This is a genomic window from Oceanispirochaeta crateris (genome assembly GCF_008329965.1).
GTDB classification, from domain to species: domain Bacteria; phylum Spirochaetota; class Spirochaetia; order DSM-2461; family DSM-2461; genus Oceanispirochaeta; species Oceanispirochaeta crateris.
The window spans coordinates 252540-273521 of record NZ_CP036150.1 but is presented as its reverse complement, the minus strand read 5'-3'; the positions used below and the strand labels follow the sequence as shown (position 1 = coordinate 273521).

Annotated in this window: 21 protein-coding genes; 4 read left to right on the top strand and 17 right to left on the bottom strand. The window is 44.9% G+C overall.

The window, feature by feature from the left end; all coding sequences use genetic code 11:
- Positions 1 to 5: 5 nt before the first annotated feature.
- From galK to EXM22_RS01130, 13 genes are all read right to left on the bottom strand, one after another.
- On the bottom strand, positions 6 to 1160 hold the full coding sequence (galK, locus tag EXM22_RS01190; protein ID WP_149484754.1) for a galactokinase: 1155 nt from the start codon (positions 1158 to 1160) through the stop codon (positions 6 to 8).
- A gap of 157 nt (positions 1161 to 1317) precedes the next feature.
- On the bottom strand, positions 1318 to 1527 hold the full coding sequence (rpmE, locus tag EXM22_RS01185) for a 50S ribosomal protein L31 (protein WP_149484753.1): 210 nt from the start codon (positions 1525 to 1527) through the stop codon (positions 1318 to 1320).
- A 48-nt stretch (positions 1528 to 1575) separates the two neighbouring features.
- A complete protein-coding gene (gene rho / locus EXM22_RS01180; protein WP_149484752.1) occupies positions 1576 to 3435 on the bottom strand; it encodes a transcription termination factor Rho in 1860 nt (619 codons plus the stop codon).
- A gap of 151 nt (positions 3436 to 3586) precedes the next feature.
- A complete protein-coding gene (locus EXM22_RS01175; protein ID WP_149484751.1) occupies positions 3587 to 4096 on the bottom strand; it encodes a CinA family protein in 510 nt (169 codons plus the stop codon).
- Complete coding sequence (locus tag EXM22_RS01170) at positions 4086 to 4493, bottom strand: bactofilin family protein (RefSeq protein ID WP_149484750.1); 408 nt, start codon at positions 4491 to 4493, stop codon at positions 4086 to 4088. The genes EXM22_RS01175 and EXM22_RS01170 overlap by 11 nt, the downstream gene beginning before the upstream one ends.
- 7 nt (positions 4494 to 4500) lie before the next feature.
- On the bottom strand, positions 4501 to 4722 hold the full coding sequence (locus EXM22_RS01165) for a hypothetical protein (RefSeq protein WP_149484749.1): 222 nt from the start codon (positions 4720 to 4722) through the stop codon (positions 4501 to 4503).
- 280 nt (positions 4723 to 5002) lie between these two features.
- Entirely contained in the window at positions 5003 to 5305 is a 303-nt protein-coding gene (locus EXM22_RS01160) for an HU family DNA-binding protein (RefSeq protein WP_149484748.1), read from the bottom strand.
- A 35-nt stretch (positions 5306 to 5340) separates the two neighbouring features.
- Positions 5341 to 5604: a 30S ribosomal protein S20 gene (rpsT, locus tag EXM22_RS01155; RefSeq protein WP_149484747.1), complete on the bottom strand. Its 264-nt coding sequence runs from the start codon at positions 5602 to 5604 to the stop codon at positions 5341 to 5343.
- Positions 5605 to 5702: 98 nt separating this feature from the next.
- Positions 5703 to 5882: a hypothetical protein gene (locus EXM22_RS01150; RefSeq protein WP_149484746.1), complete on the bottom strand. Its 180-nt coding sequence runs from the start codon at positions 5880 to 5882 to the stop codon at positions 5703 to 5705.
- A 153-nt stretch (positions 5883 to 6035) separates the two neighbouring features.
- Positions 6036 to 6935, bottom strand: a complete 900-nt coding sequence (locus EXM22_RS01145) for a PSP1 domain-containing protein (protein ID WP_149484745.1) — start codon at positions 6933 to 6935, stop codon at positions 6036 to 6038.
- A gap of 106 nt (positions 6936 to 7041) precedes the next feature.
- Positions 7042 to 7542: a YaaR family protein gene (locus EXM22_RS01140; protein ID WP_149484744.1), complete on the bottom strand. Its 501-nt coding sequence runs from the start codon at positions 7540 to 7542 to the stop codon at positions 7042 to 7044.
- Positions 7542 to 7988 (bottom strand): bactofilin family protein, encoded by a 447-nt coding sequence (locus EXM22_RS01135; RefSeq protein ID WP_149484743.1) that lies wholly within the window; start codon positions 7986 to 7988, stop codon positions 7542 to 7544. The genes EXM22_RS01140 and EXM22_RS01135 overlap by 1 nt, the downstream gene beginning before the upstream one ends.
- 128 nt (positions 7989 to 8116) lie before the next feature.
- Positions 8117 to 9142, bottom strand: a complete 1026-nt coding sequence (locus EXM22_RS01130) for a M23 family metallopeptidase (protein ID WP_149484742.1) — start codon at positions 9140 to 9142, stop codon at positions 8117 to 8119.
- A 448-nt stretch (positions 9143 to 9590) separates the two neighbouring features.
- On the opposite strand from EXM22_RS01130, the gene EXM22_RS01125 reads away from it, so the two are divergent.
- Together EXM22_RS01125 and dusB are read left to right on the top strand one after the other, a co-directional pair.
- Complete coding sequence (locus EXM22_RS01125) at positions 9591 to 10367, top strand: TatD family hydrolase (RefSeq protein ID WP_149484741.1); 777 nt, start codon at positions 9591 to 9593, stop codon at positions 10365 to 10367.
- On the top strand, positions 10364 to 11368 hold the full coding sequence (gene dusB / locus EXM22_RS01120; RefSeq protein ID WP_149484740.1) for a tRNA dihydrouridine synthase DusB: 1005 nt from the start codon (positions 10364 to 10366) through the stop codon (positions 11366 to 11368). Before EXM22_RS01125 ends, dusB begins: the two co-directional genes overlap by 4 nt.
- A 64-nt stretch (positions 11369 to 11432) precedes the next feature.
- On the opposite strand, the gene EXM22_RS01115 is transcribed toward dusB, so the two are convergent.
- From EXM22_RS01115 to leuA, 3 genes are all read right to left on the bottom strand, one after another.
- On the bottom strand, positions 11433 to 14765 hold the full coding sequence (locus tag EXM22_RS01115) for a thiamine pyrophosphate-dependent enzyme (RefSeq protein WP_149484739.1): 3333 nt from the start codon (positions 14763 to 14765) through the stop codon (positions 11433 to 11435).
- A 278-nt stretch (positions 14766 to 15043) separates the two neighbouring features.
- Positions 15044 to 16105: a 3-isopropylmalate dehydrogenase gene (leuB, locus tag EXM22_RS01110; RefSeq protein WP_149484738.1), complete on the bottom strand. Its 1062-nt coding sequence runs from the start codon at positions 16103 to 16105 to the stop codon at positions 15044 to 15046.
- A gap of 41 nt (positions 16106 to 16146) precedes the next feature.
- Positions 16147 to 17841, bottom strand: a complete 1695-nt coding sequence (gene leuA, locus EXM22_RS01105; RefSeq protein WP_149484737.1) for a 2-isopropylmalate synthase — start codon at positions 17839 to 17841, stop codon at positions 16147 to 16149.
- A 198-nt stretch (positions 17842 to 18039) separates the two neighbouring features.
- On the opposite strand from leuA, the gene EXM22_RS01100 reads away from it, so the two are divergent.
- Both EXM22_RS01100 and EXM22_RS01095 read left to right on the top strand, forming a co-directional pair.
- Complete coding sequence (locus EXM22_RS01100) at positions 18040 to 18972, top strand: AEC family transporter (protein WP_149484736.1); 933 nt, start codon at positions 18040 to 18042, stop codon at positions 18970 to 18972.
- Positions 18973 to 18989: 17 nt separating this feature from the next.
- Positions 18990 to 20174 (top strand): MalY/PatB family protein, encoded by a 1185-nt coding sequence (locus tag EXM22_RS01095; protein ID WP_149484735.1) that lies wholly within the window; start codon positions 18990 to 18992, stop codon positions 20172 to 20174.
- On the opposite strand, the gene rlmB is transcribed toward EXM22_RS01095, so the two are convergent.
- Positions 20142 to 20879, bottom strand: a complete 738-nt coding sequence (rlmB, locus tag EXM22_RS01090) for a 23S rRNA (guanosine(2251)-2'-O)-methyltransferase RlmB (protein ID WP_149484734.1) — start codon at positions 20877 to 20879, stop codon at positions 20142 to 20144. The two genes, EXM22_RS01095 and rlmB, sit on opposite strands and share 33 nt — an antisense overlap.
- Positions 20880 to 20982: the final 103 nt, after the last annotated feature.

Here is a 20982-nt window from a genome sequence, read left to right as displayed (position 1 = left end):
AAATTTTACTCTTTTTCCTGTAACGCTTTGAGACCTGATACGGGAGTGCAGATGAAATAATCCGCCTTGAAACCGAATATCCGGTCATATTCTTCAAGATGCTCGTCGTATAATGGAATATTATTAACATTTATCAGGTTGATTGTACAGCCGCCAAACCCGTTCCCAATCATGCGGGAACCCAGAACACCATTGGTCTCAAAGGCCCTCTTGACAAGCCAGTCCAACTCGGGACAGGAGATTTCAAGCATATCTCTCAAACTTTCATGGGATCGATACATCAGCTTACCAGCCAGGGTCAAATCATTATGTTCCAGGGCTGTCTTGAGTTCCCTAACCCGGTTATTCTCTTCAATAATATGAATTGCCCGCCGTCTGAGATGTTCAGGAAGCTGATCCAGTTCGGACCTCACATCAAGGATGGTAACATCCCTTAGAGCAATATGACGCCCATAGCTGTTCAGCAGCGTCTTGCATTCATCAAAATCATGCTTTAGATCATCCGCCTCTCCATACCCTATACCATTGGGAACATTGGAATCGGTAACCAGAAGAATGATAGGCTTAAAATCCATGTCTATGGTATGGATATCCATTGTCTTCGTATCGATCAGCAGAGCTTGGTCAGCTTTTGCAAAATAGGACACAGCACAGGCTGCCAAACCCGGGTCCTTGTTCATAAATTTCAATTCTGATAAACGGGCAGATTCGACAAGTTGTATGTCGGAGATAGTAAAGTCATAGAGCTTTTTGAGAGCCGAAACCAACGCTAAAGTCAATGAAGAGGATGAACCGAGGCCAACCTGCTCTGGAATTTCACTTTGGATCGCGATATCCAGTCCTTTAACTTGACATCCGAGCTGCAACATAACCGCCACGGCTCCCTTCACATAATTTGCCCAGCGATCCTCTCTCTTGTACTTTAGACCAGATAATGAGGACTTTTTTCTTTCGTTATACGTAGCAGAATATACTCTGAGAGAATTGTCGTCCCGTTCCGAAATAGAAACTTCAAGAAACTTGTTCACGGCTACGGCAAGGACAAATCCTTCAAAGTACTCCGTATGCTCCCCCATAAGATTAAGCTTTCCGGGTACCCGAACGATGACATCCGGTTCTTTTCCATAGATATTCTTATGAAGGGTATGTAAATCTTCCATGTTCAGCCTTAAATTCTGATGTTAAAAACCCACTATCATAGTAAGTCATGTTCATCAAGAATTCAATCAAAAAACCAGAGACAAAAATTTAGGCCAAAAAAAACCACTCCTCAAAAGGAGTGGATTTAGTACATTCATCGAATCTAAAAAGCTTAATTCAGTCTTTGCTTTTGATTCCGTATTTTTTGTTGAATCTTTCAACACGTCCTGCTGTATCTACCAGTTTCTGTTTACCCGTATAAAAAGGGTGGCAGGAACTGCAGATTTCAACTTCCATATCCCCATGAGTAGAACGAGTTTGAATCACATTTCCACAGGCACATTTGATCGTAGCATCCAGATATTCGGGATGTATTCCTTCTTTCATAATTCTTTATCCTCCGTCGGTTCTCCGCTTCAAAGAACCTAAAACTTCCTAGGCCGAATTCATCGACTTCAGGAACGCCTCATTATTCTTGGTTTTCCTCATTTTGTCAACAATCATTTCGGTACATTCCATATCATCCATGGGATTCATGACTTTTCTTAAGAGCCACATCTTGTTCAGTTCTTCACTGCTGAGAAGTAGGTCTTCTTTTCTCGTACCGGATTTTTTAATATTGATAGCCGGGAAGACTCGTTTATCGGCCAAGCGCCTGTCCAGAACCAGTTCCATATTTCCCGTACCCTTAAACTCTTCAAAGATGACTTCATCCATACGGCTTCCTGTTTCAACAAGGGCTGTCGCCACAATAGTCAAACTTCCACCATGTTCAATATTACGGGCCGCTCCAAAAAATCTCTTGGGTTTATGCAGAGCATTAGAGTCCACACCACCGGACAAGATCTTGCCGGAGGTTGGAACAGTCTGGTTATAAGCTCTTGCCAAACGTGTAATAGAGTCAAGGAGAATGACCACATCTTTTTTATGCTCTACAAGGCGTCTTGCCTTTTCAAGGACCATTTCGGCAACCTGTACGTGTCGACTGGCCTGTTCATCAAAGGTAGAGGCGATGACTTCTCCCTGTACGCTACGCTTCATATCGGTAACTTCTTCAGGACGTTCATCAATCAGAAGAACAATGAGTTGAACCCCTGGATGATTTTCTGTGATGGCATTCGCTATTTTTTGAAGAATAACTGTTTTACCCGACCGTGGAGGAGACACAATGAGTCCCCGTTGTCCCATTCCGATGGGGCAGAAAAGATTGATCATCCTCGTTGAAGGATCCGCAATCTTGGTCTCCATATTCAGTCGCTTTGTGGGATATAGGGGCGTCAGATTCTCAAAGGAGACGCGGGACTGGGCCACTCCTGGTTCATCAAAGTTGACATTGACAACACGCAGCATGGCAAAAAAGCGCTCGCCCTCTTTGGGTGAACGGATCTGGCCGTACACGGTATCTCCGGTTTTTAAGTTAAACAGCCTGATCTGGGAAGGTGAAATGTAAATATCATCACTTCCTGGAAGATAGGAGTTTTGAGGAGATCGTAGAAATCCATATCCATCGGGTAGGATTTCCAAGGAACCATAGGCAAAAATGACACCGTTATTTTCGATATGCGCCTTTAGAATTGTAAAGATGATTTCCTGCTTTTTCAGGGTGATCATATCATCACGGCCCAATTCCATGCCTTCTGCATACTTTCTAAGATCAGGCATGGTCATAAGAGAGAGATCATTGATGGTGATTCGAGGCTGATCGGGAGTCGGGAGGGGCTGGTTTCGCATTTGACGGTTCATATCCCGGTTCTGGTCTCTGTTTTGATTTTGATCCCTTCTGCCTTTACCATTTTTTCGTTTGTTATAGGAATTATTGCGTCGGTTCGAATTATCGTTCCTGGAGTTGTCATTCCTGGAACTATCCTCATCACTGCTTTCGCTTTCTTTCGCTGTTTCAGGCGGGGTATTCACTGTAACAGGCTCGCTAGAGGGAGTCTCTACAGCTGGGGCATCAGCCGAAGCTTCATTCAGTACGGCTGTGACTGTTTCTTTAACTGTCGTTTTGCGACGGCCTCTTTTGACAGGGACAACAGACTCCCCTTCGGCAGTCTCAGACGTTTCTGCCACAGTTGCCTCTGGCAGATCTTTCTTTTTAACAACCTTTCGTTTCCTGACAGCAGCCTTCTTGACTGTGACTGTCTTTTCTTTGACCGGTTCTTCGGCGATAGATTCGTCAGAATCAATCACCTGCTCTTTTTCACTTCCAAGATCAAGTTCTTTCTGACTCTCAGAAGTCTCGGATACATCGGACCCGACCTGAGGATCGTCCAGATTCTTCCGGATTATCGCCATAAATTCTCCAAATTATAATGTTGATTTAAAATAAATATATGTCAACTTCTTCAAAATTTTTCTTTGTATAAGTTTAAAAGTGAAGATTAAGACTTGCTTTCAAGGTATGTTTCCCGGAAATTAGGAAAACATTTATGAATCAAATATATTATCAGCTTAGTTTACTGTCAAGAGAAGATTCATTCAAAATTATTTTTTCACAAATTCTCAACGCATTATGAACAGTATCACGGCGGACCTGAGTACGATCACCGGTGAACAAAAACTGCTCTGAATATACATCTCCCTCTTTGAGGGAAGTCGCAATCCACACTGTGCCTACAGGTTTGTCAGGACTTCCACCGCCAGGGCCGGCGATTCCGGACACAGCAACGGAGAGACTGGCTCCGCTTTTAACAAGAGCCCCCCTTGCCATGGCTTCCACAACCTCCCTTGAAACGGCTCCCTTCTCACGGAGCAACGATTCCGGAACATCCAAGACGGTTGTTTTTGCCTCGTTGGCATAGGTCACAAAGCCGCCCCAAACGACATCAGAACTCCCCGATACCTCAGTGAGAGCGGCGCAAATAAGCCCCCCAGTGCAGGATTCAGCCGTAACTATTGTTTTTTTTCTGGAACGGCAGAGATCTAATAGAGAGCGTACAGGGACGTCAAAGGTCATTGTGGTCTTGTTTGAGTTGTTCTACAGGAACTGAGAATACATCCACAGATTCGGGATTACTGATCATATCGCACTTCCCTTCAAATTTGACTCCATCGGCAATTTTCAATTTTGCCGTGCGAATGTTACCAATAACCTGACCGGTTGAAAGCATTTCAAGTTTCTCTGAAGCCTCAATATCACCATAGACAATACCGCCTACAACGATAGAACCGACCTGAATATCTGCCCGGACTTCGGCTCCTTCTTCAATATAAAGGAACCCTTCTGACTCAATACGGCCTTCGTATTTTCCGTCAATCTTAAGAGGTTTGTTAAATTTCATTGTACCCTTGAAAACAGTTTCACTTCCAAGGATTGTGGAAATAGATTCAATATCCTTCAATGATGATGTCATATTATTCCTATTTAGTTGTCATGATAAACACACCGTCCCATTCAGGAGGGGGTGGATTTTCCAGATACATTTTGCACCTGGCATAATATACTTTGGAGGGGCCATCTTCCTGATCTAGCTTCAGAGCATGGGCAAATTTTCCCATTGCTTCGCTAAATTTCCTGGACTTATACAGTTCCCGGCCTTCTTCAAAAAGACTCAGCACTTCTCTTTTGGTTTCAGAGATCATACGATTCCTCCGGAAGGGTTATCCCCTGCACTTATTGTCCTACTTCTTGATTGGATTGTCAATCTTACTGCAGCGCTGGACTGTGCACAACAAATTCAAAGCACAACTCTTGTGTCTGAAAATTGATGCCGTAGATGAACTAAATTTAAAAAAGAATGCCCGAAGGCATTCTTTCAATGGCGGTAAAACCGCTGATTCAAATAAAAGAACCAGATTCCCCAATGAATGAGGAATCTGAGTATTTTGTCTTAAGGACATCTATTTCTAGACCCCGGAGAACCTACTTGCGCAAGGACCAGGCCAGTTTCTTCAATTCTTTACCAGGTCTGAAAACAGTAACTCCGTGACTTTCTACAGGCACGATCTCACCGGTTTTAGGATTTCTGGCTTTTTCCCGACCCTTTCTGGTCCGGATTTCGAAGGTTCCGAAACCTCTCAACTCTACGACCCTGTCATCTTCCAGAGCTTCTTTCACTTCTTCAAAAAAAGAATCAATCACATTGTGAATATCTTTTCTGCTGATAGATGAATTGTCATATATATGCTCAATTATCTCAGCCTTTGTTAGCTTTTCTTCTGACATATCTCTTCTCTAAAAAAATTAGGATTTGATGATTATTAAGCCATTGCAGCAAGAATTTTATGAAGTCTGGACTTCTTTCTTGCAGCCATATTCTTGTGATACAATCCCTTACCTGCAGCTGTATCGATCAGTTTAACAAACTGAGCATAAGCTGCTTCCGCTTTTGGCTTGTCTTTGGCTGTTACAGCCGCTTCAAAAGTTCTGATACTTGTTCTGACAGTACTTCTGATAGTACGATTGTGTGCTCTGGCTTTGAGATTCTGACGATGTCTCTTAGCAGCATTAAGTGAATTTGGCACTTCTACTACCTCCTATGGTTTTTTGTGTCATTAACAGATAACCTTTCGCATTCTTTACCCTAATGGAAAAAATGCTCTACTCTGTTAATCATTTTAATTTACGCTAAATCGAAATCGCTTGGTCTTCTTTCCTGACGTTTGCATTTTTCACATTCAGCAACATGTCTCATCCGTCCATTTTGGAAAATAGACTTCATTTTAATTTCGCCGCCGTCTTCTGAATGGACAAACTTATGTGTACCAGATCCGATACGGGCGTTCTTACTAACTCCTGCCATAATTTGACTCCTATAACACTTTAACAGCTTTTACAAAACTGCAGTTGTTCACGATAAGAAAAGTACATGCATCAAGCACCCTTGCTACCATTACTTAATTCATTAGCAGATGGATATTAACAGGTTTGCAAAGCCACTGTCAACAAGAGGTACCTAAATTTCCAAAGGATTTAACTCCCAGTTCCTTGTTTCCTTATTATAAGAAATTTCCGAGGTCCCAATATCCAACATACGCCCATCAGATCCTATGAGCCTGAGACGTTTTGAAAAAATATTGACCTCTATCACTTTGAAACTGACACCATCCCAATTGATGCGGACACCCTCATTAGGAAGTTTCCGTTTTTCTTCCTGGTAATAGTCGTACTCATAGGACAAGCAGCAAAGGAGTCTCCCGCAGGGACCAGAAATTTTCATTGAGTTGAGAGAGAGATTTTGCTCCTTTGCCATTTTGATGGAAACAGGGCTCAAATGATCGGTGAGACTATGACAGCAATACTCACGGCCGCAGACTCCAAGCCCTCCCAGGACTCTTGATTCATCCCGTACACCGATTTGACGGAGTTCAATGCGCATTTTGAATATGGCAACAAGATCTTTGACAAGTTCCCGAAAATCAATTCTGTTTTCAGCTGTAAAAAAGAACATGACCTTAGGCTCATCCAGTAGATAGTGAGCAGAAACCAGGGACATATCCAATTTATGTTTCTCAATCTTTTCGCGGCAAACCTTAAAGGCCTCATCTTCTTTGATCCTGAAAGACTCGGCTTTCTTTAGGTCTTCTTCACTGGCTTTTCTGACGATTTCACGCAGATCGCCCTTCCGGACATGCCTTAAGTCTGTTACAGGACCAAGAACCTTGACCATATCATTCCCATATCGGGTCTTGATGATAACCATATCTCCCGGCTCCATCTGCACTCCATCACTTGGAATACAGACCTCAGTTTCACTGGAATGAAGGATCTTTGTCATGTATAGACCGTCTGGATATTGACTTATATCAAGGGCACTGCCCGTCTTGCTCTGCTCTTTATTCTTTTCCGATCCCATCGGGTTTCTCCTATATAATCACTAGACCTGTTGTCTCTTTTATTGTGTTCCAAAATCTAACAGAATCATCCAAGGACTGTCATTCTATTCGGCACAGCCTTGAGATTTACCGTGTCAAGTCGACAAGTATACCATAGATTTCTTCAATTTTTTTTAGAATATCTAATTGCTCTTTTTGATTCCGTAATACCGCGGCGCCCAGCTTCTCCAGCTTTTCATCCACCACTGATATAAGAGTATACTGCTTCCTCGACATGGTCTTGGGATTTAACCGTCCCTCCATCTGAGAAGCCTCAAGGCTTCTGGTAACAACATACTTATAAAACTTTTTTACAGCATTACGATACTTATGGAGAGTCCCAAGTGTTCCGTCCTGTTTCAACTCTTCACCCAGCTGATATACATCATCCAACAGATCTTCGGCTCTTTCGAGACCGGTCAACCCTTCGCTTAAAGAACCGGGCAAGAGATCCCGAGACTCTTCAACTTCTCTGAGACTGCCTTTAAAACGGACTGGGGAGGATTTTTTCCCGGTAATTTTCTTCTTATTAGGAGCTTTACCGGAGAGAGGGGCCATAGAGCCTCCAAGAATCCCCAGCTTATCCATCAGCGGCTTTCTCCAGAGACACCCGTATCTTTGGAATCGGATTGCCAATCTACGGAGTAACTGCTGCCAACGGCCGGAGTGGGAGTATCTTCGCTTGATTCAGATTCACCCTTGATAACACAGCTTCCATGAAGAAGAACACCTTCTTCAACAACCAGCTTCTTGGCCTGAATATTTCCTACGACCATGCCTGTTGCCAGAATGACAACTTTCCCTGATGAAAAAATGTTGCCATGGACAACACCACCCACGACCGCAGTACCGGCAATGATATTACATTCAGCTCGGCCAGTTTTACCAATAAGAACTTTACCGCTTGTATTGATACTTCCTGAAAAATCACCGTCAATCCTGAGAAGGCCATTTAACACCAGCTCACCATTGAACTTTGTGCCTTCTCCGATGATGGAATTTATAAAGGAATGGTTTTTTATATAATCGCTCATTTATCAGCCTTTACAATTCAAATTCTAAAATAGTCTAACCCGATTCCAAAAAAAACAAAACAGTCATGCTTGAGAATTTATTGTCAGTTTTTTAAAAAAGGGGAGGATTATGAAGTTTAGACTGTACTTTACTTGTACTTTTGAAGATTCCGTGTGACACGGTTAAAAATATCATGGTTGTCTGTCATATTGATGTATTTGACAGGATCAACGACCTGAGAGCCAATCCGGACTTCATAATGTAGATGAGGCCCCGTAGACAGACCGGTATTTCCCATGGTACCCAAAACATCACCCTGTGAAAGATCCTGACCGGGCCTTACATAGACACGCTGTAGATGGGCATATTTAGTATAAAAACCATACTTGTGTCTGATGACCACATAGTTTCCATACCCTTCATCAGAATCAACTTCCAACACTTTCCCGTTTGCTGTAGAAATGATTGGGACTCCATACCCATAAGCCAGGTCAATCCCTTTATGAAGATACCACTGACCTGAAAATGGATGGATTGAGGGACCGAATACGGCTGTCACATACCCCTGCACTCCCTTAAGAGGCCACATGGTAGGAATATCAGAAAGGAGACTTTTTTGTGAATTCAGAATTTGCCCTATTTCATCCAAAGAAGCAACTGATTGATCCAGGGCGGTTTTTAACTTTTGAATTTCAACGGTCTCACTAAGAGAACCATTTTCTGAAGACTCAACATTAAAGAAGGATGTGAGGTCTCCGCTCCTACTACTTGCTGCATCCCTTCCCGCAGATTCAATACCTAAAGATTCCAATGTGCCGGATAGCGATTTTTGAAAGGTCTCGGTAGAGCTGATCAGCTGATTCACCTCATTTCTGAGAACTTCTAAACTGGCTTCCGAATGCTCCAGATCACGGGAACGGGAGGCTAGGAGATCAGTAGTTCCTGAGAAATCGGCGGTAAGCCAGACAAATGTCACCACCAGGGAGATGAGGAGGATACTGATAAAACTGAGAGCAAGGATGGATATTTGAAAATTAAAAACTCTCTTCTCCGAATGGGGAATGAGCATGATTGTCAGTTTTTGCCGGCTAACCCTGCCAAAACGTCCTAGAACGGTGGAGTTGCGCTTCGCTGAAGATGATACGGACATTTTTTTTATTCTTTTGCCAGCCACGACTGCTCCTTGAGGCTATATCAGTTCTAATATCGTCAAATGTACACCAATCCTTGAGGAATAGACAAGGATGATTCCGCCATAACAGAGTCTATCATGGCCATTTACACTCAATTTTTTCCATTATACCCCCGAAACCGGGGTTTAACAAGAATAGTCCCTTATGAATGGAGAATTCCCCTTATCCTTAAAATACTGATTTTTGCTAGTTATAAACTTTTATATCATTTATTTAATTATTATCCATGAAGGCAAAACCTGTTTTTGAATATTTTCCTTGTTTTTGTCTGAATAGTGGGATAATAATAGGATATAGCAGGGTTCTCTAAATCATTCTTTAAGCCCTGATGGGATTTACGGAATTGGTTGACTTGTCCAGACTGGATATGTTAAACATTCCGAAGATTTAGACTCCTTACATCCTATTTTAATTATAAGTGGTAATAACATGCAGTATTTTGATACTCACGCCCACATCGGGTTAATTCATGAAGATCCGATCGAGCAATTGATCATAACTCAGGAAGCCAGGCAGGACAATGTCTCTTATATTATGAGCATCTGTAACAACCTGTATGATTTTTTTGATCTATACAACAACCTGTCCTCTGCATCCAATGTGGTTTTTGCCATAGGAGTTTCTCCGTCGGAAGTACAGAATCCTGGTCCAGACTGGGAGCAGAAAATATCCGAAGGCCTTAATATGGACAAGGTCGTTGCTCTGGGAGAAACAGGTCTGGACTATTACAGGAAATTTGGGGACAAGAGTTCTCAGGTTGAACTTTTTATATCCCAGTTGGAACTGGCAGACCAGAATGATGTTCCTGTTATCATCCATAACAGAAATGCAGGAAAGGACATACAGGAAATTCTCAGCACAAGAATGCCCTCCAAGGGAGGAGTTCTCCATTGTTATTCAGAAGATTGGGAATATGCCAAAAAGATTCTGGATAAACATGACAACATGTACTTCTCTTTTGCTGGTAATGTGACTTATAGAAATGCAAGAAATCTGCACGATACTGTCAGATACCTGCCTCTGGATAGAATTGTAATTGAAAGTGAAAGTCCCTTTATGGTCCCTGCCGCATTTAGAGGCAAAAGAAATAAGCCCATCTATCTGCCTTCCACTGCTGAATTTGTCGCTTCTTTAAGGGAAGAGCCGGAAGAAGAGGTTTATGAAGCTCTTTTTGAAAATGCAAGGACACTCTTCGGTCTCTCATGAGTCACCCTCCCAGCCTGTATAGACCCCTCCGCATCAACGAAAAGCTTGAAGTGGAGGGAAATATCTTCGCAGCCCCCCTGGCCGGTTACACCGACAGAGCCTTTCGTACGGTGAGTACCGAACTGGGTGCCGACCTTTGTTATACGGAAATGGTCTCCTGTGAAGCCCTTGTGAGGGGAAGCGGTAAAACCGAAGAGCTTCTCCAAAAGGCTGAGGGAGAGAGGAATTATGCGGTTCAGATTTTCTCTGGGACAGCCGAAGCCGCCGGAGAAGCCGTCCGGATGATTTCAGGGCTAAAACCACTCCTGATCGATCTGAATTGCGGATGTCCCGTTCCCAAAATTATTAAGTCCGGAGCCGGGTCGGATCTGATGCGTCACCCCAAAAAGATAGGGGACATCGTCCGGGCTATGAAAGACAATACAGACATTCCGGTTACAGTTAAAATAAGAACGGGTTGGGATGCACTTTCTCTAAATTATATTGATGCAGCAGAGCAAGCCGTCAAGGCAGGAGCCTCTGTAGTAACCATGCATGCCCGGACCCGAAGCCAGGCCTATGGAGGCAGTGCTGACTGGAATCATCTTAAAAGACTGAAACAGGAACTGGGAGGCATACCGGTTCTGGGTTCAGGGGACCTTTTTAAGGATCAGGATGTGGCAGATATGCTCCTTCAAACTGGAATTGACGGTGTAATGCTGGCAAGAGGCGTCATAGGAAATCCCTTCCTATTTAGAGAAACCCGTCATTTCCTACAAACAGGGGAGCATCTTCCGGGGCCTACTCCCCTTGAGAAAATGGAGATGGCCTTCAAACAGTTGTCTCTTGCCGTCCATTATAAGGATGAGAGAACAGCCGTTAATGAGATGAAAAAGCAGCTTTGTGCCTATACAAAAGGCCTGCCTGGATCATCGGAGATCAGAAATAAAATGGTCCATTCAGAAAATTTCACAACCTATAAAAAGATTTTTAAGGAATATCTGGAAAGTATGCAGGAATAAAAAAGGCTGATCTGGGTTTACACCAGAATCAGCCTTATTGAACAGCCCTTATTGAACAGATAAATTAAACAATTTCCACCAGTCCGCCGGCAGATGTGAATCCGCCACCAAAAGCCGTCAGTCCCAAAAGACCTTTTGTAGATCCCTGAAGGATACTTTCAAGGCAGAGAGGGATCGTGCAGGAAGAGGTATTTCCCCTATTCTTGATCTGACTGTATACCTGCTCTTCTGGAAGTTTCAATCGCTGTTTTACCGCATTGATGATCCTCTGGTTAGCCTGGTGAGGCACAATCAGATCCAGTTCATCCAGGGCAATACCACCCTCATCACAGGCATTTTCCAATAGGGAAATCATACTATGAACGGCTTCTAGGTAAACTTTGGGTCCATTCATAAAAATTGTCTGATTTGGATCCGCAGGGACTGTGAGGATGGTACCAGCCTCACCGGCGGCGGATGTTACTGGACGGAAGACACGGGCTTTTCCCTGGAGCGGGCTCTGTGAACCTGTCACAATGGTGGCCGTAGCGGCATCACCGAAAATGGGTGAGGTTGATTTATCACTTCGATCTACCAAGGGAGAGAGTACTTCGGCCGTCACGACAAGGATGATCCCGTCCGGACGGGTATTGAGAAAATCCCAGGCACTCTGCAGAGCATAGAGATACCCCGAACAAGCGGCATTTATATCAAAAGCAGGACAGAAGAGTCCGTGTTTTCCCTCGGGGATCAATGTGTGCTGAATCCGGGTTGCCAAGGAGGGGGTAATCGTACCTGGTGTTCCAGAAGTAACGAGGATCAGGCTCAGATCTTCCAGTTTAAGATTGTTTCGCGACAGAACAGTTTTCACCGCTTTTTCAGAAAGGCTGATGATGTCTTCCCCTTCCGCAATCCAGTTCCGGCTTTCAATGCCCGTCATTTTGAAGATTTCACCCTCCTCCCAACCGGGACATTGCTCCATGATTTCAGCATTATCAACAATCCGGCTACCTAAGACACCCTCAACATCCAAGATCCAAGGGCGCCTATCCTCCGATGGCGCAGCCGAAGTTTGCAGAATCCTCCCGGTATCGGGATTCATACCGGAAATATGGGGCTCTCCAGGCTCTTCTTTCGTCTTGGGCTTGAGGAGGAGCTCTCCTCCCGCATCGGTTTTGACAGTCAATGCCGGTGTACCGATTTCAACGGCTTCACCTTCATCCAACAACAGTTCTTCAACAATACCGCTAACGGGAGATTTGAGCTCTGCTGCGGCTTTATCCGCTTCAAAATCGGCAATAAGCTGACCTTCTGTGATTGTATCTCCGGCTTTGATCTTCCATTCAATGATGGCAGCAGTTTCATCCGCAGGACTGGTCCCAATGATTTCTACGGTAAAAAGTCCAGAATGACTGTCCTTCTCTTTTGTCCAGCTGATTTTTCCACCCAGCAGATCGACTGCAGTTTCCAGGATTTTCTGATAGGAAGGCAGCAGGACTAGCTGATTATCGAAATTACAGGGAACAAAGGTATCTTCTCTCACAAGGCGCCGAACCATAAGCGGTCCTTTTACATGCTCCGCCAGCTCGGCGGCAATCTCGGAGCTCATTGAAGCCGTTCGATTCTCTTCATGGACAATAATGACCCGTCCAGTCTTTTCTGCGGATGCAAAAACCTGATTCCTGTCCCAAGGGCTGATGGACCGAAGATCAATCACATCGCTGGTGATCCCCTGTTCTAGAAGGGTCTGGGCGGCCTTAACACAGAGTTTGACCGGATTTCCATAGCTCACAAAACTGATATGTTCCCCTTCGCTGAGCTTCCGGGCGACTCCTAATGGTACGAGCTGTCGGGAAACATCCCCGCTGGTACGGCTGACAGCCTCATTCAGACAGGCCTTGGGATAAAAGAAGATGGTAGGTCTTTTAGATTCGAAGGCGGCATTCAGCAGACCAGCGGCATCACCGGCCGTGGAAGGCATGACCACATCCACACCGGGAATATGCGCGGCCACAGCCTCCATGCTGGAGGCATGAAATGGACCGAGTCCCGGCTTATAACCACCGCAGGAAACCATGACGATCATGGGACACTGCCATCCTCCATCGGTCCTCCAGAACATGCTGCCCGCTTCGGCCCATAACTGATTGAAGGCTATGGGAAGAAAATCCGCAAACTGCAGAAAGGCCACGGGCTGTTTTCCGGCAAGGGCCCGGCCAACGGATAGACCGATGATTGTAGATTCTGTGAGGGGGCTGTTCTGAACCCGGCCTGGGAATTCCTGACTCAGCGACTTTGTAACACCGAAAACATCCCCTTTAGGATCTTCAAGATCTTCACCCAGAAGCTCCACTCCGGGATTTCGGCCCATTTGAAACCGGAGGGTTTCCCGTAAGGCTTCTATCATTGTAAGCGATTCCTTTCCAGGAGTCCCTCTGTATTCCTGTTCCGGATCGCATAGCTGGGCCGGCAACTCTCTCTTGGCGCTAAAGACAGGCTGGGGGTCTGCGGACTGCTGAACCTTCCGGGCTGTTTCTGCCAGAGCAACCCGTATCTGTTCAACTTCCTGATCCAGCTCTTCCGCCGATATTCCCTGTTCGATGAGCCAGTTTCCCAAATGAACTATAGGGTCACCTGTTTCATGAGCACTCTGGATTTCATCCTGAGAGCGGTAGACTCGATGGTCATCCGCATTTGTATGGCTATGAAGGCGTTCAACTGAAAAAACGACTATCCGGGGGTTCCGATCTGCTCTCATTTCACCTACCAGAGTTTCAAAAGCCTCGGGAAGAGTCATGGGATGACGGCCATCCAGTCTTGTTATGGGAATGCCGTAAAAATCATCTGCAGGTCCATCGGGTCTGGAAAAGAAGGTCTGCCCCTCCGTTTTGGTTGATATGGCAAATTGATTATCCTGAATAAAAAACAGGACAGGCAACTCTTTACGGACGGCATGGGCCACGGCTTCAAGAACTTCTCCCTGCTGAGACATACCATCTCCCAATCCACACAGGACGATTGGATGATCCTGATGATCTTTGACCGCTTCGGCCACTCCTGCCGCCTGCAAAGCGCTGTTGCCGACAGGTCCGACGATACTCAGAACCTTCTTAGCGGGGTCGCTCATATGAGCATTCATTTGACGGCCTCTGGAGTGGGAACCGTCTTTATTAAAAAGGGACATGAAGAACATTTCAGGTGAAATGCCTCTAGCCAGCATAAGGGCTTTATCTCTGTAATGGCAGTGCAGCCAGTCCTGGGGACCGAGAACATCCTGGAGAAGACAGGTAGCCTCATGACCGGCTCCTGAAACATGAAAGAATGCTTCACCTCTGCCGGTGTAGCTTTGCTCCAAAAGATCCATTTCTCGTGCTGTCACCATAGTGGTGTAATTTTTTCGGAAGGTTTGTAGGTCCATTGTGCCTCCTTTTATATTGACACATTATAGATATGTGTCATTTTAATATCTATACCTTATAAGCTTTTAAGTGGTCTGAAAAGGGGGGAATGCACGATTAGTATGAAATCACTAGGTAATATGATGTTTCCTAGATCTAAGAAAATGGGAAATTCACCTGACAACTCATTATTTTTTGACTGAAAAGAGGACAAAGAATATTGATTATCCCTATGAAATTGAAAATAAAAAAAGCCGCCTTTACCAGGCGGCTTTTTTATAGAGTTATTAAAATAAAATCAAATACGACTGATTATTGCGTCGGCCATCTCTTTAGTTGACACAGCGGTCATACCTGCACTAAGGATATCTCCTGTGCGGATACCACTCTTGACACAGTCGTCAACGGCACTGCGAATGGCAGCGGCCGCCTCGTTCAAATCAAAGGAGTACTCCAGCATCATGGCCAGTGAAAGGATTTGGGCTATGGGGTTAGCAATGCCTTTGCCGGCTATATCCGGAGCAGAACCTCCGGATGGTTCAAAAAGACTGATTTCTTCACCTAATGAGGCTGAAGGCAACATTCCCAGAGAACCGCAGATGGCGGCTGACTCATCGGAGAGAATATCTCCAAAGAGGTTTGATGTCACGATGACATCAAACTGAAGGGGATTGAGCATCAACTGCATGGCGGCATTATCCACATACATGTGACTCAGTTCCACATCGGGATACTCGTGAGCCAATTCTGTCACAACCCGTCTCCAGAGTTTAGAGCTGGAAAGGACATTAGCCTTGTCCACAGAACAGAGTTTTTTACCCCGTTTCTGGGCCGCTTCAAAACCCTTACGGACAATCCTTTCAACCTGATCGGATGTATACACCATGGTATCCAGTCCCATGGTATCGGTCAGTTCTTTTGGCTCACCGAAATAAATACCATGAGCCAGTTCCCTAACGGTTAGAATATCCACCTTGTCCCGCAGAACCCTTTCAGACAGAGGGCTCATGGCTCTCAACTCTTCATAGATGACGGCGGGTCTGAGGTTGGCATAGAGTTTAAGCATTTTGCGCAATGCCAGCAAACCACCCAATTCGGGTGTTTTTTCGGGAGGAAGGCCATCCCACTTGGGTCCTCCGATGCTACCCAATAAAACTGCATCTGCCCCTAAACATATTTTCTTTGTCTCTTCCGGCAGGGGTGAGCCTGTTTCATCATAGGCACTCCCTCCGATGAGTCCAAAGATCAGTTCCATTTTGAAACCAAATTTTTCTTCTATTCTGTTTAGAACCTTCAGCGCAGATTCCATGACTTCCGGTCCGATTCCGTCCCCTGGAAGGACGGCTACTTTATACGACATATATTCTCCTATACAACTAAAGCCCTCAAATGCTTTAGCAATTATTTACTGTTGGCTTCAATCCTGTTTACAGCACAGAGCAGAGCCTTAAGGGACGCCGCATTGATGCTGCTGTCTACTCCGACTCCGAAGTAGGAGCGGCCCTTACTATCTGCGACCTGAATATAACAAACGGCCTGAGAGTCCGCTCCTTCTGAAAGAGCATGCTCATCATAGGATAGAAAATGTACTTTGGGAGCCGATGTTGATTGCAGAGCATGAAAAAAGGCATCGATGGGACCATTCCCCTGCCCATCCACAGTCATCAGCTCACCCTTGTATTTCAGGCTGCAGCTGATTCCTACAGTATTTTTCTCTTCTCCGTTCGTATCCACATCCATGCTGGCCTTGATTTCATACTTCACAAGAGACCAGGGGGACTTCACAGTCAGATACTCTTTGCTGAACTCCTCAAAGATCTCAGCTCCCTTGAGTTCTTTCCCCGTTTCATCGGTGATCATCTGGATTTTCCTGGAAAACTCCGGATGCATCGCCTTGGGCAACTTATAGCCAAACTGAGAATCTAGGATAAAGGCAACTCCACCCTTACCGGACTGGCTGTTGATTCTGATGATGGCTTCATACTCTCTCCCCATATCGGAAGGGTCCAGAGGCAAGTATGGAATATCCCAAAATCCTGTAGTACCGCTTTTATACTTATCCAAGCCCTTCTTGATGGCATCCTGATGAGAACCTGAAAAGGCGGTATAGACCAATTCACCCACATAGGGGTGTCGTTCGTGCACATTCATGCGGGTACAGCTCTTGTATACCTTTGTGATGTGTTCTATATCAGAAAAATCCAGCTCCGGATTAACACCCTGGGAATAAAGATTCATAGCCATGGTAATAAGATCCGTATTTCCGGTCCGCTCTCCGTTTCCAAAAAGAGTTCCTTCCACTCGGTCCGCTCCGGCCATAAGACCCAGCTCAGCCGCGGCGACACCGGTACCTCTATCGTTATGTGTATGGAGACTGATGAGCACACAGTCCCGATTTTTGATATTCCTGCTGAACCATTCAATTTGATCAGCATGAATATTGGGCGTATGCATTTCGACTGTAGCCGGAAGATTGAGAATCAGCTGATTCTCAGGAGTTGGTTCAAGAACATCCATCACGGCTTCGCAGATTTCCTTGGCAAATTCCAGCTCTGTACCGGTAAAACTCTCGGGGCTGTATTCATACCGGATATTGGTCTCAGGATACTCTGCCGCAATTTTCTTGATCAGCGTTGCACCTTCCACGGCAATTTTGATGATCTCCTTCTGATCTTTTTGAAAGACAACATCTCTTTGAACTGTAGACGTGGAGTTATAAAAATGCATAACCACATTTTTACAACCCTTTATCGCCTCAAATGACCGGCGGATCAAATGATCCCGGGACTGAGTCAACAGCTGTATGGTAACATCGTCAGGAATCAGGTTCCTATCGATCAGGGTTCTGAGATAATCAAATTCTGTTTGAGAAGCAGATGGAAATCCGATCTCAATTTCTTTAAAACCAATTTTTAGTAGTAGCTCAAATAATTCCAGCTTTTCTTCCACACTCATGGGAATGGGTAGGGCCTGGTTTCCGTCGCGTAGATCCACGCTGCACCAGTATGGTGCTTTTGTAATGGTCTTATCAGGCCATGTCCGGTCAGGCAGTGAGACTGGGGGGAAGGGTTTATACTTCCTGTAATCATAACTCATTGAGCTCTCCTTGTTGTACGGGATTTTCCCTTGGGAAACCCGCCAAAACTAAATAATATTGGTTTGTGTAGCAAATACTATAATAATCTGCTATGAGAAGTCTACACATTCGCTATTTATGTCAGAATATTTCAGGAAGAAAATAAAGCTTTAAGCAATTGCTTTACCCTGAGCTTCATCAAATGATAAAACTGAGGTATGAATGTTTTAATCCAAACACTACAGGGTGTCGTCCCGGTATTCCTTCTCATAGTCATTGGAACGATGCTGAAACATAAAAAAGTAATCGGTCCAGCCTTTCAAAAGAGTTCATCCATTATCTGCTTCAAACTGGGATTACCGGCTTTGATCTTTTTAAAGATTGCCGGGCTAGATTTCTCAGGTGTTTTTAATTTTGACGAAATACTCATCATGCTGAGCATCACCGTCGTGACTATGATCGTGACTCTCCTCGTCAGCTTAAAGCTGTCAGATGTATCACAAAGAGGACCTTTTTCACAGGGAGCATTCAGAGGGAATATAGCCATCATAGGACTGGCTCTCGTACTGAACCTCTACGGTGAGGATCTAGCGGCACGGGGAGCCATGATCGTTTCTGTCATGTTACCCGTCTTTAATATTCTATCTGTCATAGCCCTTACTCTTCCCCAACACGGTATGTCTGTAAAAGGCCTTGTAACATCTCTGAAAAACATAATTAAAAACCCTATTATTCTCTCCGTTCTGGCAGCATTGGGATTCTCCCTTTTAAAAATACCCGTCCCTGTGATCCTAGGACGGCTCCTGGCCTACCTGTCCGACCTGGCTCTGCCTCTGGCTTTGATCAATATCGGAGGATCTCTATCTGCCAAAGGATTTAGGGAGAAAGGAAAACTGGCCCTGTATTCCGCCTTGATAAAAACTGTCATCCTGCCCGTAATAGCTGTCATAATTTTTTACAATAAGGGATATAATCAGGAGGAACTGGGATTAGTATTTCTTTTTATGGGTGCTCCCACTGCCCTATCCAGCCATATTATGGCCGAATCCATGGACAATGACGGCGATCTTGCGGCGTTAATCATCATGGTGACGACCTCTCTGGCTGCTGTAACAACACTGATAGGTATCAGTATAATAAACAGTCTTTGAACTCAGGAGAGTACAGAATGGATTTTGATAGAATAATTGACCGAAAAAATAGCAACGCAGCCAAATGGGACAGTAAAACTCTCAAAAATCGTTTCGGAGATGAAAATGTCCTGCCCTTCTGGGTGGCCGATATGGATTTTGCTTCTCCTTCCATTGTCAGCGAAACACTGAAACAACGAGCCGACCACGGAATTTTCGGTTACCCGGCAACCTCCAATCAATTCCTCAAAGCCTGGCAGACCTGGACAGCAACCGAACACAATTGGCATGTTCCTCTTTCTAAAGTCTGCTTTGCACCGGGAATTGTTGGCGCCATGAGCCTGGCTGTTCATCTTTTCTCAAAACCAGGGGAATCGGTTATTATCCAGGAACCTGTGTACCAGCCATTTAGAAATATGATTATCAGAAATAACAGAAGGCCTTTGATCAATGAATTGAAAATGGAAGCCGGCCGTTATGTCATGGACTATAATGATCTGGAAGAAAAAGTTTCCAGTCGGGACTGTTCCCTGATGCTGCTCTGCAGTCCTCATAACCCGGGAGGCAGAGTCTGGGGCAAAAAAGAGCTTACAGAACTATCCCGAATCTGCCTTAAATATGGAGTTTTTGTAATTTCAGATGAAATCCATGCTGACCTTGTATTGGGAAATAGACCGCATATCCCCTTCTCTTCCCTCTCGGATGAATGTGCGAATAATGCAATGACACTGATGGCACCATCAAAAACGTTTAATATCGCAGGGGAAAAACTATCCGTTGCCGTTTTTGGCTCCCAGGAAAAACGAAAGGCTTATACAGATGCTCAATTGGCATTCAGTTGTGAAGAGGGATCAGCACTGGCTCTGGCCATTGGTGAAGCAGCCTACAAAGAGGGATCAGAATGGCTTTTGGAACTGAAAGCGTACCTGAGGGAAAACGTCTCTCTCATTGAACGTTTTCTTGAAACTGAAATGCCCGGTGTTAAGTTGATGAGACCCGATGCAGGGTTCATAGGATGGCTGGATTTCAGAAACATGGGACTCAGCCACAAAGAGATTGAAGAACGCCTCCTCAGCATAGGGAAAATTGCTATGGTTGAGGGGCATTGGTTTGGTCAGGGTGGTGAAGGGTTTTTCCGCCTGAATTTCGGCTGCCCCCGCTCCTTATTAAGAGAGGGCCTCGAAAGGATCTCAGCCTCTTTGTCTGATAACTTCATACATTAGAATACCCGCCGCAACAGAAACGTTGAGGGAGTCCACATGCCCGGAAGTGGGTATGCTGACCATGGTGTCACATTTATCTTTCAGCAGACGGGAGATTCCCTTCCCCTCAGAACCAAGGACCAGACAGGTTCTGCCTTTTAAGTCTGTCTTGGCTGCTGTAGAGCCCCCCATATCGGCACCGTAGACCCAAAACCCATTCTCTTTCAAAGTTTCAAGAGCCCTGGCGGAATTGCTGATCTGCAGCGAGGGAACCCAGGCATGGGCCCCCACTGATACTTTGGCAACGGTAGCATTGATCCCGGCGCTTCTGTTTCCAGGAATCAAAACAAGGTCTACTGAAAAGAGATCGGCAGATCTTAGAATGGCTCCCAGATTATGGGGGTCTGTAATTCCATCTAATAGAAGAACAAGGAGCTGTTCTTCCCCCTCTTTACACTGGAGAAAGTTCTTAAGATCTCCGTACTTCTGAGTCGACCCAGGCGAATTTTTGGGGACTGTCTGGACAAACAGAACACCCTTATGACCATCAGATCCACTCATTTTATTCATCTGATCGGGAGTAATGTCCGTCACTGTAATATTCTTAGATTTAGCCAATGACTCTAAATCACTGATGCGTTTATTGCTCTTGCAAACATAGAGGGTCCCTTCACCGGTTTTCATGCTTTCCATGATGCTGTGATAGGAGCTTATAATACGTTCCATAATTTTCCTTTCATACTCTATAGGCTCCAAAGGAGCCCCGGATATTTCACTGCCTTGTCCCCTTGGGAGTCTTGCAGGTTCATGCTCGTGTCCTAACTAAGGA